This is a genomic window from Microbulbifer regidiadema (SeqCode) (assembly GCF_052467605.1).
Genome location: NZ_CP174316.1, coordinates 2,282,953 through 2,296,874 on the forward strand (window position 1 = coordinate 2,282,953; position 13,922 = coordinate 2,296,874).

A 13,922-nucleotide genomic window follows, 5' to 3' on the forward strand; every position below is an offset into this window, starting at 1 on the left:
GAAGGGCAACCGTCCCTGCCAACTATAATTTACAATGACAGGACGTTACCTGAAGCGCCTTGCACTGGCCTTGTGTCTAGTGCAGGGCCACAGTATTGATGCCTCTGCCGCAACCGCAGCCACTTTCCTACTGGAAACCGCTGCTCCTGAAGGGTTTGACGATCTCACCAAACCCCAGCAGCTCGTAGTGGATCTCTACTACGGCGGCCGGGAAATCGGCGCTGCGCAAGTCACCGTAGATCCGCGTTTTATTCGCTTTAACTCCCCGTCTACAGTATTGCAGCTGCTACCCGATATTCAGGATAGAGAGCGAATTCTCACCGCGCTCAAACGGCCCCTGGAAAAAAACAGTCGCTATGTATGCCGCTCGAACCGGCAAATTGGCTGTGGCTATTTAATGCCCTCTGAGTTTGCTGTTATTTACGATGAGCAGCACTACCGGCTCGATCTTTTTTTCTCGCAAACCCTGTTGCCGCAGCAGGCGGCCATCGATGATCCCTATTTACCCGAAGCGAGTTCCCAGTTTTCCGTGGTGCAAAACCTGAACGGCTCCTGGAGCGGTGTTGAAAGTGATTGGGGCCCCGATAGCTATACCGCCGCACTAAGCGGTAACACCATTGTCAGTTTTGCTGAGAGCGCTCTGCACTCACAGTGGTCGCTAGCCACAGAGCAGCGCAGCCAGATCAACAATCTGTACTGGAGCCGGGATTTTCGCGGGCGCGCCTACTCAGTTGGACTCTTGCAGCCCCAGGGAGGCTTTGGCTATTTCCGCCCACAGGAAGCCTTTTACGGGCTGGAACTGCACACCTCCCAGCGCACGCGCACCGATATCCGCCACCAACAGGGCGCGCCGGTTGAAATTAATATGCCCGTGCGCGGCAGGGTTGAAATATACCGGGACGAGCGACTTGTCCACACCGAACTGCTGGAGGCCGGTAACCGCCTGTTAAACACCTCCACCCTGCCCCATGGCGCCTACGATATCGAGGTGCGCACTTACGATGAGGCGGGGCGGATACTGAGCCGGCATATCGAGTTCTTTGCCAAGGATTCGTTACTACCCGCCCCCGGAGAGTGGTTCTGGAGCTTCCAGGCGGGTCTACCCACCCACAACTTTAGCGATAGCGCACTACCGGAGCACTATCGCGAAGGGATTGTGAGCGCCTCTGTCGCGCGCCGCTTAAGCACGGGACTCGGCCTTTTTGCTGCCGCTACCGCCGCCGAAAAGCAACAGTGGTTTGAAGTGGGTGGGCGCTGGATTGGAGAGCACCTGGAGATATCCCCAAGCTTGGTGACCTCCGATGATGGGCGCAGCGGCTACCGATTACAGGCACTGCTAAAAATGCCCTACGCCACCCTCAGCGGGATTAAAACCCAGCTGGATGCCGACACAAGCCCCTTCAACAGTGATGCCTATTCATTGCTACCTGGCAGCTACGCGCAAACCAGTTTGAGTTTGCGCACCACGGTGTTGGGCGGGCAGCTGTCGCTGAGGTTCAGCGAGCGGGACCAACTCCAGAGCCTGATTCCCGGCGCTATTGACAGCAGCAGCTCCCTGAACGGGGCCCAGCGGTTAAAAACCCTGGAGTTCCAACACCCTATTTTTAAGAGTGCGCACTGGCTCGGCAGCGCTACGCTATCCCACAGCGATGCCGATGGCGAACAATACACTCGCCTGGAAATTCAATTCCGCATGCGCTCCAAACACTGGCAGCACACCGCCCACCTCTACAGCGATAGCGGTGAGCAAAACGCTAGCGATGGCGGCGAGCGATTCGCCCTGCAAAGCCACTGGTACGATCGCGATCTGTGGGCCGCAGAATTTGAACAGCAACTGTCTATAGAGAAATCCTCAGAAGCCCACTACCTGGAAAGCCGCACACACCTGGCCGGGCATTACGGGTATGTCAATGCAGCGGTGGGGCTTTACGATAGTGGCGAGGGGCGTGCGCTCAACTATCTCGGTGGTTTCAGCAGCAACTTGATTGCGACCCCAAATAGCTTCGCCTGGGGCGGCGAGCAGAGCTTACAGAGCGCCGTAATTGTGGATATCGAAGGCAGTGAGGGGAAAGACTTCGAGGTTTTGGTGAATGGCGGCCGCCGAGGTTACGCCAAGGGCGGCAGCGCATCGGTGATTAATCTGCCGGCCTTCCACAGTTACGACCTGTCCCTAAGACCGCTGGAGCAGGGCTTTTTCGATTACCGCGAAACCTCGGAAACCATCACCTTGTATCCCGGCAATGTGGGCTCCGCCAGCTACCAGATATTGCCGCAAATTCTGCTGCTGGGGCGGCTGACCAGCTTTGGCCAGGGGCTGGCAGATACAGAAATTACGATCGCAGGGCAATCGGTCAAAACCGATCGCTACGGTGTTTTCCAGTTGGAATTTCGCAGTGAGCAAAGTGCTTTCGCGCATACCCAAGTCCGTTGGGGCAATTGCACCGCTTCCGCCAAAATCTCGTCCTCTGGCGATAGCTGGCTCAACCTGGGCACCATAGAAGAGTCCGAGGCAAACTGCCAAGTCGAACAGGGCGCGGAGGTAACCAGTGTCCAGCATTAAGAATTTCCCCTGCAACGGTTTTGGCCTCGGCGCCGGGCTGCTGCTCCTTCTGACTAATATGCCGTTACAGGCCCAGGTTAACTGCTCAAGCAATGACGATTTGCGGGTTTGCGGCCTGGAGGCCTCCCACACGTTAGATTATGAATCAGAGCCGAAAGAAATTCAGTTTACTACCCGCAGCCGCCTTGGCAGCTGGAGCCTGCGCTACGATGTAGAAGTGACACCGCTCGCCGGTTCTACTTTTTCTCTTTTTGCAGACAGTGGCGAGCAGCTGGCTATTGATATTGCCTTCCAGGCAAACAATGGCAGTACCGCAACACTCAGCCCAGCCACTCAGTCCACCACCTTTGCCGGAACCAGTGACGACGCCGATACCTATTTAATCATCGAGCTCGACAGCAGCCAGGTCCCCTCCTCCAGCCGCTACTCCGCCAGCTTTGAGATGACACTGAATAATTATTTTCTTGTCTGGGGCGCCAGCAGCGAAACGGTTCAATTTGATATCGTACTGGAAGTGGAGCCCAGTATCGCAATCCGCAACCTCGGCGATATTGACCTCAGCAACAGCGGCATAGTGTTTGGCCAGGCTATTGAGGGCCGTGAAGATTTTTGCATTGGCGGTATCGGATTTAGTGGCTATACCGTCAACCTATCCAGTGCCAATGGCAGTACCGGCGGCGCTGGCAGCAGTGCCTATACCCTGGGGGGAAACAGCGAGCAAATCCCCTACAGTGTTGCCTTCTCTGACAACCTGGCCGCGACGTCGGGCCTATCACCGGACAGCCTAGGGGATATCCCCGCCAGTTTCAGTCGGGGCGCAGATGAAAGCTGCCTTTCTGATAACGCCCGGATTTATATTTCTATTGCCCCCTCTGACTGGGAGAATGCCGGGGAGCCTTTTTATACCGATATACTGACAGTGACCGTCAGCAGCCAATAATTTTGGCAAGCGTAATAAACGGCCTTTATAGCACCGCGCGGACAGTCATACCCATATCAGCCGTCAATAGGCAGGCGTATTCTCTCACTCTGCTGACCGCGCAGTAAGACTTTAAGTTCGCCCCCGGGGTAGCGCTTGGGGAGTTTTATACTGGTGCCGGCATACAGACGCCCCACCTGTGATAACGCCTGGCACTCCCCCTCAGTGGGGCAGTATTGAACCTCGACCAGCTCTACATTGATATTGCCGCTATTTATCAGCTGGTGAACCCCTTCTTTCTCGATAAGTTCTACCTGGTAGTGCCCATCGAGCGGCTGTACAAATACCAGCGCTTGATAGGCAATTAGAATCTTTAACGCAGTCTGGTCTGACTTGACCTCACCGACAACAGGCTTAAAGGTCACCCGGTAAACTTGTTCCTGCTTGAGATCCCTATCCAGGGCAACCAAACGGAAACGACGCTTTTCCCCCGGCGCAAGCACGGCTTTTGCTGGGCTGACCAAAAGCTTGAACTCATCCGGGTTGAGAACCCGAACCCGGCTTTCATTCACTCTACCCGGGTTGTCAACCCGGAAAACTTCAGTCTTGAGATAGAGATTCTGTTGATCCGGGTTCACGACCACAATATCGTCTCGCGAGCTGGGCTTATCATCAAGATAGACAATAACTTTATCCAGGCTCATCGCTGCAAATGCCGGCTCCACGAGAAATAACAAGCCTAGAAGCAGTCTTTTCATTACAAAATCTCAATTCGAAAACGCATGCCACAGGGGCGATAGAAATAGCTTAACTAAAATTTTCTTACGATTAAGCTGCCCGTCACCACAAGACAAAACACAGGCAAACAACGAGACCAAACATATAAAAACATTCACAGCCAAAATATAAGCATAAGCAATATATTTAATACAAAAGCAACCAATGGGATCAAAAGCCAACAATAAAAAAGATAAAAAATATATTTTGGTCAGAAAGATAAAAGTTGCTTAGCATTAGATGCCAATAGCACAAATACGCAAAAAAACATCGTGAAAAAAATAAATCGTCTTGTAATATCCACACCACTACGGAACTGACCAACAATCCTAAAAAACAATTCCGCACTCCGTAGTCACTATCAATATTGGAGACCAAATAATGAAAAACGTTTTGTGCAAAGCGGTTCTCTCTGCTGCAATTATTTCAGCATCCGCGACTTCTTTTGCTGCCACTGACAGCGCCAGCAGCAAAATCAGCCTGGAGTTCACGCCTGTAATCGAGATTGAATCCGTTGAAGATGTGGCTATCAAAAATCAAGAACTGGGTGCGGATCTTCGCGGTATCGAAAACTTCTGTGTCGCCGGCATGGGTTTTTCTACCTACAGTGTCACTTTTGAAAGTAACGACGGTAACAACGACGATAAATTCACCTTGCACGATGGCCAGGGTGTTGAAGTACCTTACAGCGTAGGTTTCGATAACAGCCTGCTGGGTAGCTTTACCGGCGCTGAAGAGGGTACCCCTCTGACAGGCAATACCCGCAACGCTATTACCTGTGCTGACAACCACGACAACGCGCGCTTTGAAATCAATATCGCGAATGTGGATTGGGAAAACCAAGCCGTAACCAACGGCACCCACTATACCGACACCCTGCTTATTACCGTTGCCAGCGAGTAATTCAATAGTGGCCGGGCTTCCCGGCCACACTTCCTATGACAAAGTTATCCCGTACAACCACCTCGCCAGCCTTGGCACTTATTCTCTGCCTGTTAATTACGCAAACCAAGGCCAGTGCTGCCGCCCTTTTTCTTGAAACCGCAGAACCCGCCGGGTTTGCTGATATCGCCGCACCCCATGCGGTACTGGTAGACCTGTATTATGGCAGCCGCCGTATAGGTGCCGTAACCATTAACGCTGATATCAACACTATCCAGTTTGCCAATTTAGAGGAAGTGCTCGCTATTTTACCGGCCACAAAGGATGACGCCCTGGTAACAGAGCGAATAAAGCGTCCCTTTGTGCGGCATGCAGGTTCCATTTGCCGTATGAACTCACAGGAAGGCTGTGGATTTCTAACCCCCAAAGATATCTCTGTTATTTACGATGAAGAGAATTACCGGGTAGATGTATTCTTTTCCCCAGATTTACTTTCTGTTGAAGCGGCATCTGTAGAAAAATTCCTGCCCCAATCCAGCAGTCGCTTCTCGGTTGTACAAAACTTCAGTGGAACCCTTTCCGGCAGCCAAAACAGTGATGCGCTTAATGGCTATAACGCGGCTTTAAGTGGAAATACGATAGTCAGTGCAGGGGAAAATGGTATTTATTCAAGTTGGTACTTAACCAATAACAGCGACAATAAACTCTCATCCCTATACTGGAGCAGGGATTTTCGCGGGAGAGCCGTCTCTGCCGGTCTTATACAGCCGCAGACCGGCTTTAGCTACTTTCGGCCACAAAATAGTTTCTACGGTTTTGAATACCGCAGCTCACAGCGCACCCGCACAGATATCGACTACCAGCAGGCCTCTCCAGTTGAAGTCAATATGCCTCTGCGCGGCAGAGTTGAAATCTACCGTGCCGGCAGGTTACTGCACAGCGAATTAATGGAAGCGGGCAATAAACTCGTTAACACGACGACATTGCCGTCCGGTGCCTACGAAATCGAAATACGGACACTAGACCAAAGTGGTCGGCAAATTTCCCGATCGGTGGAGTTCTTTGTAAAAGACTCCCAGTTAACGGCCCCAGAGGAATGGCAGTGGGATATGCAAATCGGTATGCCTGTAGAGCTCTACAGTGATAGCAGTATACCAGAGTACTATTCTGAGCCCATGGCGCAGGGCAGTGTCACCCGCAGAATATCCCCAAACCTTGGCATAACGTCTTCTATTGCGTTAAGCAATAATCAACAGGTCACTGAGCTGGCTGGGCGCTGGGTAGGCCGCTATTGGGAATTCACTCCTAGCTATATCGCCTCCTCCGATGGGCGCCGGGGCTATCGCTGGCAGGCGCTTATAAAAGCCAAGCGCTTTACGATTAGTGCCTCCCAGGCACATATGGATGATGCGCTATCTGACGCCTACACTACCGACGAGTTACAGCTTCTGCGATCGGGATTTCAACAGCGCACGATCAATTTACAAACCCAGTTACTCGGCGGACAGTTTTCTGTACGACACAGTAATAAGCGCTGGAGCAGCCTCGATAGCGACAGTGAGGTTGCGGAAGAGTATGACTACTGGAGCGCCAACAACCTTACAACCATAGAGTATCAGCGCACTTTTCTTTCCAGCGGGCGCTGGCTGGGCAACGCCACCCTCAGTCATAGTGAGGCTGACGGTGTCGGCTTTACCAGCCTCGGCTTTCGCTTTTACCTGCGCAACCACCGCTGGCAGAGCAACGCCTCATTGCGCAGCGACTACAGCGCAACGAACAGTCGCAACCACCAACTAGCGCTACAAACCAAGTGGAATGACTTGGACCTCTGGGCACCGGTATTTGAGCAGCAGTTCAGTGCCGAATCCAGTACTGATGAGCAATACCTTGAAAGTCGTACCCGCTTCTCTGCAAGCAGTGGGCAGCTCAATAGCGCGGTAAGCTATAGCGATCGAGAGACGGGTAATTCTCTCAACTATCTCGCCAGCTTTGGCTCCAGCTTTGTATTTACACAGAATCAATTTTCATGGGGCGGGGAAACCTCGCGCAATAGCGCTGTGATTATAGATATCGAAGGCAGTGAAGAGGAAAAATTTGCAGTTCTGGTCAATGGTAATCGGCAGGGATACGCTATCGGCGGTGAAAGTTCACTGATCAACCTGCCCGCTTTCAACACCTACGATATTGCGCTAAAGCCCCTGGGAGCCGGCTTCTACGATTTTCGCGAGAAGAATCAGCAATACACGCTGTATCCGGGCAATGTTGTTATTGCAGATTACGCCATCACCCCGGTTATCGTTACCACCGGGAGACTTATCCACAATGGCCACGGTATCAAAGACACACCACTCTCTGTTGCTGGCAACAAAACCAAAACGGATGAATATGGCATTTTTCAGCTGGATATCAGTCTGGAGCGAAATTCGCAAAGCAACCTGGAGATCAAATGGGGTAACTGCTTAATGACATTAGCTCTCAAACCCTCCAGCGAAGATTGGCTCAATCTCGGCACTATTGAGCAAGAGCAAGCCCACTGCCAAACCCGTGTATCTAGCGGGGAACTCGATGCTTAAATCTCTCAATCACGGTCAGACTTTGTCCCTGGTACTGATCGCGCTAGTCTTCAGTTTATGCTCAGCCGCGAGCAAAGCGGCCTGCTTGATCAATCTGAATGCCATTGATGTCTGTGACCTCCAGGGCAGCCACACAATTGCCCCTGTGGCCAGCAGCCAAAACATCCCTTTCTCCATTCAAAGTACTTATGGCGGCAGCCCGCGCCCATTTGGTGTGAGACTCGCTACGGATGCAGGGGGGAGTTTCCAGCTCCAGTCCAGTGAGGGAGAGAGGATCGAGATAAAGGTCTCGCTTAAAATAGGGGAAGAAATTCACCGCTTGCAGCCAGACCAGTACCTTGGCGAATTTAGTCGCTCCAGAAATGTTACCGATGCAGACCTTATTATTGAGCTGGATGCAAATCGGGTCTTTAGTTCCAGTCTCTATACCGGGAATTTTAGTTTAACCGTTATTCAACCCAGCACCAGCCCAGGAATTTCTTACACCACTGAGTTTTCGATTGTTCTCTCGGTCGAGCCGGAAATCACCATCCAAAATCTCGGTGATATAGCGCTTATTAAAGATGGAACTACCGCTGAGCAGGCGCTATCTGCCAGTGAAGATTTCTGTATCGGTGGGAAAGGATTTAGCCAATATCAAATAAGTCTATCCAGCAGCAATGGCGGCAGTGGTGACTTTCGCTTAAAAGGCAGCGAAGACAGCCTCGCTTACTCAGTGGTATTTAGCGATAATCTTTTAAGTTATTCTGGCAGTTCTCCAGATGCCTCAGGAAAAATTTCAGCCAACTTTGAGCTAACCTCCCCTCCCGAGTGTGGCAGTGATAACGCGCACCTCACCATCAATGTGCCTTCCAGTGAGTGGCGAACGGCGAGCGAGGCAAAATATACCGATATTTTGACGATTACCGTTGCGGCACAATAACCCGACGATCAAGTAATCAATTATCGCAAGGCAGGCTTCTCTGCCTTGCGATACCCTCAGTACAATAGCGCGGGATTCTTAGAGATAAATACACGGGTAATCGCCCAGGGTTTTAAAGCCCCATTTAACCTACCTTTGCCCCACCCTTGCCCCCTGCAAGCGGGAATACTCACCGGGATTGTCTGAGAAAAATATCTCAACATAAAAAACCAAAACAAAATACCTATTTTATTAACCGCGCAAACCTCTAATATTTATTTAAGCGATCAGAAATGGCTCCACACCAGGAAGTGATGCCCTCTTAGTTTCTAAGCCAATGTTTTAGTATTGTGCGGCATATGGAAGAAGTACTATGGATAGTTGTATTTTTCGCGCCTCGCTCCTCTTTATCAGCACACTTCTCGCCGCCAACAGCGCCACAGCCGAGACTGATAGCGCCAATAGCCAGATTACACTGACATTTAGCACCATCGTCAACATCAACCTCAGTGAGGTTGACAATCTAGTTATAGCGGATCCCACCCCCGGGCAGGATGCCGTGGGCATAGATCCCTTTTGTATTTCCGGGGATGGATTCAATACATTTAGCATTACTTTCGAAAGCAATGACGGGAATTCTGACCCTATATTTATGTTAACAGACGGCAATATCAGCATTCCCTACGATGTAGCCTTTGCCAACAGCTTAACCGGCAGCTTTACCCCCGTAATATCAACCGTCACCTTAAGTGGTAACTCCATTAATGCACAAGACTGCACCAACAATAATGCGCGCTTTTCGATCACAATACCAAACCTAGTCTGGAACAACCCAACTATCACCAATGCCGGCCCCTACTATGACACGCTGTTAATCACGGTGGCCTCAGAATAAAAATCAACCGCATTATCTGCTGTAATTAATCTACTGTAAAAATTATCGCCATCAGTCGCTCAATCGCACTCCAGGTATCGCACACAGAAGAAAACAGCACAAATTCACCTATACTTATACTTCTTATAAGTCTTGCTCCTGGCATATACACTCTCCAAATAATCCCATAAAAAGACACCCAAGATATCTTCGGAAAAACCTATGCATTTAAACCCTCAAGCAAGCAAAATTTAACAACTACCCTTGCGTGGCCAAGCAGCAATTCGGCAACAAATAAGTTTAATGGACTCACAAAAGGCAGCCAAAATAACGATGCCTTTTCAAAGTAAGGACAAGTTTGTATGAGCACTAAGAGTTTCCGTCGAGCCCTCCTCGGCGGCGCAATAAGCTGTTTCGCCTTTATTATATCCCCGGAAATACTTGCCCAGGTCACCGACACAGGCAGCTCGGATATAACCCTAAACTTTACAGAATCCGTTAGTGTGATGAATGTGGGCAATGTCACTATTACCGACCCCTCAACGGGAACAAACGCCACCTCAATTGAACCTTTTTGTATTTCCGGGGTCGGCTTTTCCACTTTCGAGATCACTTTCGAAAGTAATGACACTAACAATGACACCGTATTTGAACTTACCAACGGCACTAATACGGTAGACTATACTGTAGGTTTTGATAACAGTCTCGTCGGCTCCTTTACCACAGCTTCCGAGGGCATCGCTATGACAGGACAAACTCTAAATGGGGTAGCCTCAGACTGCTCTTCCGACAATGCCCGCTTCGAAATTACTATTGCCAATGCAGACTGGGAGAATTCGACCACTCAGAGCGGTAGCGGCTATGCCGACACACTGTTAATTACGGTAACTTCTGAATAACCTCAATTTGGCGGCTGGAAACCAGTCGCCTACCAGGCGCCCTATGACAACAAAAATAACCAACCGGGTTGTTTTTGCCTTCTGCGCAATGTTAGTGATTTCTTTAGGGGGTATTGCAGAATCAAAAGCCAACCCGATAATTGAAACGGGAATCCCCAAGGGTTTCGAAGATCTCAGCAAACCGCAATTCATTTTGGCGGATCTATACTATGGCGGTCAGAAAATTGGTACGACGCCAATTACCGTACACCCAACCTATATTACCTTTAACAGCCCCACAGCAGTATTTGATTTACTGCCCCAATCAACAAACCCCACACTGATTGCACAACTGCTGCAAAAACCTCAGGATAAAAATGCACATCGAGTCTGCCAAAACTTAACGCAAATAGATTGCGGCTATCTAGTGCCTGAAGATTTCGCCGTTATCTACGATAGCGATCTGTATCGCCTGGATATCTTCTTTGCCCCTGAGCTACTGCCGCAGCAGCAGGCCATTGCCAGCCCTTTTTTGCCCGCTTCCAGCAGCGGGGCCTCCCTAATACAAAATCTCAGCGCCACCTGGTCTGGCGTCGACTCGCAAACTCATGGCAGTAACTACAGTGCCACCTTAAACGGAAATACGATTATCGGTTTCGGCGAGCACGCCCTGCGCAGCCAGTGGCACTACCTGGATGAACAGGGCTATCAAGTCAGCAACCTGCACTGGTCCAGGGATTTTCGCGGTAAAACCTACTCCGCCGGTCTCTTTCAACCCAGCGGTAATTTTGGCTACTTCACCCCGGCAAAATCCCTCTTTGGCTTCGAATTTCGCAACTCCCACAGAACCCGCACCGACCTGTCCCACCGGCAGGGGGCGCTTATTGAGGTGAATATGCCGGTGCGGGGGCGCATTGAGGTCTATCGTGAAAATCGCTTGATCTATACTGATTTACTGGATGCCGGAAACCGTGTCCTTAATACCTCAAACCTGCCCAGCGGGGCCTATGAAATCGAGATTCGCACATTCGATGAGTCCGGCAGACCTCTCGGCACATTTATCGAATTCTTCGCTAAGGATTATTACCTGCCCGCACCCGGGGAGTGGCACTGGGGCTTTTTAGCGGGTATGCCCACCAAGGTAACGCCCTATCGAGGCTTACCCGACTACCATAACGAAGGTTTCCTGCAGGCCTATTTAGGCCGCAGAATTTCCGATAATATCGCTCTATTCTCGTCTGTGTCTGCCTCTGAGAGCGAGCAGGTATTTGAACTTGGCGGGCGCTGGGTTAGCTCACTGTTGGAGCTATCCCCCAACCTTATGCTCGACGGCAAGGGGCGCAAAGGCTATCGGCTGGAAGCGCTGCTCGAAACCTCCTGGTTCACTGTAAGCGCCTCTAGTGTCCAACTGGATAACAGCGACCCTGTCTACAGTGATGAAAATTACTCAATATTAAACAACGGCTTTTCACAGCGGAACTTTAGCCTGCAAACGCAACTCTGGGGCGGAAGCCTTGCGCTCAGATATAGTGAGAGAGATAGATTTACCTTGCCAGGCGCGAGCAGCTTCGACGACAGCAGAAATAAGCTCAGCACTCTTTCCTTTCAACGCGCAATTCTCAAGGGGGATAACTGGCTGGGGAACCTGACCTTCTCCTATAACCGCTCCGATCACGAAGACTACTCAAGTATTGAGTTTCAATTTAGACACCGCAGCAATCACTGGCAACACACCGCCAGCCTCCAGTCTGAATACGGCAACACCCCAGACGGGGACCCCCACAGAATTACTTTTGATAGCCGCTGGCATGACCGCGATATATGGGCCATGGAAGTGGAGCAATCCTTCGGTGCGGAAACCCATAAACACGGTTATCGCCTGGAGAGCCACTCTCGCCTGTCCGGCCGCCAGGGATTTATTGATACCGCTATCAGCCTGAGCGATGAGAATAACCAGCGCGTCAGCAACTATCTGGGCAGTTTTAACACCAGTCTTATGACTACGGGGAAACAATTTGCATGGGGTGGGGAGCGAGCACTGGAAAGTGCCATTATTGTCGATATCGATGGCAGCGACAATAAAACCTTCGAAGTACTTGTCAACGGTTCACGCCACGGTTACGCGAAGGGTGGCGGCCTATCGGTGGTCAATCTACCGGCCTTTAACAGCTATGATGTCTCTCTGCGACCACTGGATGACGGCTTTTTTCAGTACCGGGAAAAAAGCCACGCTATAACCCTATACCCCGGCAATATTGCTGAAGCTTCATACAATATCCAGCCGTTATACGTGATTATGGGCCGATTAACCTCCTACGGAAATGGGCTGCCAGACACTTTAGTCAGTATTAACAATTACCAGGTAAGCACGGATCAATATGGCGTTTTTCAACTGGAGGTCCCGATAGATATTCAGGATTCTACCCAACTGGAAGTTAAATGGCTCACTTGCACTATCAATCTACAAGTGGAGGATTCCGGGGCAAACTGGATCAACTTGGGCACACTTCAACAATCCGACGACTACTGCCTACCCGCCTTTAGCCTGAGCAAACACGATGAATAACCCTAACAAAGCCTCTCTATTACACCTTTTATTTTGGACAGTACAGATTGCAATACCAGTTATACTACCAGCCTCTCTTGCCCACGCCAGCTGCACCGGTGATAGCAACCTGCGCACCTGCAATCTCTATGGCGAACACAGCATTCGCTATGAAACCGTAAGAAAATATATCAGCTTTACTTTGCTCAGCAACAACGCCAACCAGGCCCAGCCCTTTACTCTTAAGGTGACTCCAGCAACCGGCAGCCACTTTCGCCTGTATTCCGATAGCGGAGAGCCGCTTGATATAGACCTGTCACTCTCTTATCGGAACCATTATTCAACGCCGTTGCTCCCCAATAAAACAAGCGATCAACTCTCGGGCAGCCTCAGTGACCTAAACAGCAAACTTAATATTAGCGTCAATTCCTCGACAGAGATTTTATCGACAAATTACCGTGGCAGCTTTCAAATGGAGCTTGTGCAGTATATGAATGCAACGCCAATAGACTCACACACCGTCGACTTTACCATTGCGCTGGAGGTGGAGCCCAGTATTTCCATTAACAATCTGGGCAATATTTATATCAATGGCTCTAACTTTCCCCCCGGGCAGGATATAACTGGGTATGAAGATTTCTGCGTTCAAGGTATTGGCTTTAGCAGCTATCAGGTAAGTTTATCTAGCCGCAATAGCCTGGCGCGAACGGCGCAGAGAGCCTCTATGTTCCTGTTGAGCAGCCCCGTTGAAAACCTCCCCTATGCCGTATCATTTACCGATGATATGAGCCAAACAAGCGGGGCAAAAACATTAAGTAATGGGATTGCCCTAGGTACTCTCACAGAAAGCCTGTCTGGCCACTGTGCAATAGACAACGCCAGGATTATGGTTACTATTCCCGGAGGGGTTTGGGAGGGAGCTAAGAGTTCCTACTATACAGATGTGCTCACCGTCACCGTGACCGGGCAGTAGCCCCCGCCAATAGAGATTAACAACCCGTCGCAACTAGCTA

Annotated in this window: 10 protein-coding genes; 9 read left to right on the forward strand and 1 reads right to left on the reverse strand. The window is 50.5% G+C overall.

All coding sequences use genetic code 11. The annotated features are described in order from the left end of the window. Positions 1-34 precede the first annotated feature (34 nt). Both ACJJIF_RS10665 and ACJJIF_RS10670 read left to right on the forward strand, forming a co-directional pair. Positions 35-2,560 (forward strand): TcfC E-set like domain-containing protein, encoded by a 2,526-nt coding sequence (locus tag ACJJIF_RS10665; protein WP_444932194.1) that lies wholly within the window; start codon positions 35-37, stop codon positions 2,558-2,560. Further along, positions 2,547-3,500 carry a hypothetical protein gene (locus ACJJIF_RS10670; protein WP_444932195.1) on the forward strand — a complete coding sequence of 318 codons (954 nt, stop codon included), beginning with the start codon at positions 2,547-2,549 and terminating at the stop codon, positions 3,498-3,500. Before ACJJIF_RS10665 ends, ACJJIF_RS10670 begins: the two co-directional genes overlap by 14 nt. Positions 3,501-3,556: 56 nt before the next feature. On the opposite strand, the gene ACJJIF_RS10675 is transcribed toward ACJJIF_RS10670, so the two are convergent. Continuing rightward, the gene (locus ACJJIF_RS10675; protein ID WP_444932196.1) at positions 3,557-4,237 is read right to left on the reverse strand and encodes a fimbrial biogenesis chaperone; all 681 of its coding nucleotides are present in this window, start codon (positions 4,235-4,237) and stop codon (positions 3,557-3,559) included. Between the two features lie 400 nt (positions 4,238-4,637). Between ACJJIF_RS10675 and ACJJIF_RS10680 the strand changes: the two genes are divergently transcribed. The 7 genes from ACJJIF_RS10680 to ACJJIF_RS10710 all read left to right on the forward strand — a co-directional run bounded on the left by ACJJIF_RS10680 (position 4,638) and on the right by ACJJIF_RS10710 (position 13,882). Next, the gene (locus ACJJIF_RS10680) at positions 4,638-5,159 is read left to right on the forward strand and encodes a hypothetical protein (RefSeq protein WP_444932197.1); all 522 of its coding nucleotides are present in this window, start codon (positions 4,638-4,640) and stop codon (positions 5,157-5,159) included. Positions 5,160-5,194: 35 nt separating this feature from the next. Next, positions 5,195-7,711 carry a TcfC E-set like domain-containing protein gene (locus ACJJIF_RS10685; RefSeq protein ID WP_444932198.1) on the forward strand — a complete coding sequence of 839 codons (2,517 nt, stop codon included), beginning with the start codon at positions 5,195-5,197 and terminating at the stop codon, positions 7,709-7,711. Further along, positions 7,704-8,633 (forward strand): hypothetical protein, encoded by a 930-nt coding sequence (locus tag ACJJIF_RS10690; protein ID WP_444932199.1) that lies wholly within the window; start codon positions 7,704-7,706, stop codon positions 8,631-8,633. The genes ACJJIF_RS10685 and ACJJIF_RS10690 overlap by 8 nt, the downstream gene beginning before the upstream one ends. Before the next feature lie 352 nt (positions 8,634-8,985). Further along, positions 8,986-9,507 carry a hypothetical protein gene (locus ACJJIF_RS10695; protein ID WP_444932200.1) on the forward strand — a complete coding sequence of 174 codons (522 nt, stop codon included), beginning with the start codon at positions 8,986-8,988 and terminating at the stop codon, positions 9,505-9,507. 341 nt (positions 9,508-9,848) lie between these two features. After that, positions 9,849-10,385 carry a hypothetical protein gene (locus tag ACJJIF_RS10700; protein WP_444932201.1) on the forward strand — a complete coding sequence of 179 codons (537 nt, stop codon included), beginning with the start codon at positions 9,849-9,851 and terminating at the stop codon, positions 10,383-10,385. Positions 10,386-10,428: 43 nt separating this feature from the next. After that, positions 10,429-12,930, forward strand: coding sequence for a TcfC E-set like domain-containing protein (locus tag ACJJIF_RS10705; protein ID WP_444932202.1), 2,502 nt, complete (start codon positions 10,429-10,431; stop codon positions 12,928-12,930). Continuing rightward, the gene (locus ACJJIF_RS10710; protein ID WP_444932203.1) at positions 12,923-13,882 is read left to right on the forward strand and encodes a hypothetical protein; all 960 of its coding nucleotides are present in this window, start codon (positions 12,923-12,925) and stop codon (positions 13,880-13,882) included. Before ACJJIF_RS10705 ends, ACJJIF_RS10710 begins: the two co-directional genes overlap by 8 nt. Positions 13,883-13,922: the final 40 nt, after the last annotated feature.

What these genes read in the sequence shown, in the direction of transcription:
- ACJJIF_RS10690 (WP_444932199.1), top strand. Translation starts at nt 7,704, where the DNA reads ATGCTTAAATCTCTCAATCACGGTCAGACTTTGTCCCTGGTACTGATC.
- ACJJIF_RS10680 (WP_444932197.1), top strand. Translation starts at nt 4,638, where the DNA reads ATGAAAAACGTTTTGTGCAAAGCGGTTCTCTCTGCTGCAATTATTTCA.
- ACJJIF_RS10665 (WP_444932194.1), top strand. Translation starts at nt 35, where the DNA reads ATGACAGGACGTTACCTGAAGCGCCTTGCACTGGCCTTGTGTCTAGTG.
- ACJJIF_RS10705 (WP_444932202.1), top strand. Translation starts at nt 10,429, where the DNA reads ATGACAACAAAAATAACCAACCGGGTTGTTTTTGCCTTCTGCGCAATG.
- ACJJIF_RS10695 (WP_444932200.1), top strand. Translation starts at nt 8,986, where the DNA reads ATGGATAGTTGTATTTTTCGCGCCTCGCTCCTCTTTATCAGCACACTT.
- ACJJIF_RS10685 (WP_444932198.1), top strand. Translation starts at nt 5,195, where the DNA reads ATGACAAAGTTATCCCGTACAACCACCTCGCCAGCCTTGGCACTTATT.
- ACJJIF_RS10700 (WP_444932201.1), top strand. Translation starts at nt 9,849, where the DNA reads ATGAGCACTAAGAGTTTCCGTCGAGCCCTCCTCGGCGGCGCAATAAGC.
- ACJJIF_RS10675 (WP_444932196.1), bottom strand. Translation starts at nt 4,237, where the DNA reads ATGAAAAGACTGCTTCTAGGCTTGTTATTTCTCGTGGAGCCGGCATTT.
- ACJJIF_RS10710 (WP_444932203.1), top strand. Translation starts at nt 12,923, where the DNA reads ATGAATAACCCTAACAAAGCCTCTCTATTACACCTTTTATTTTGGACA.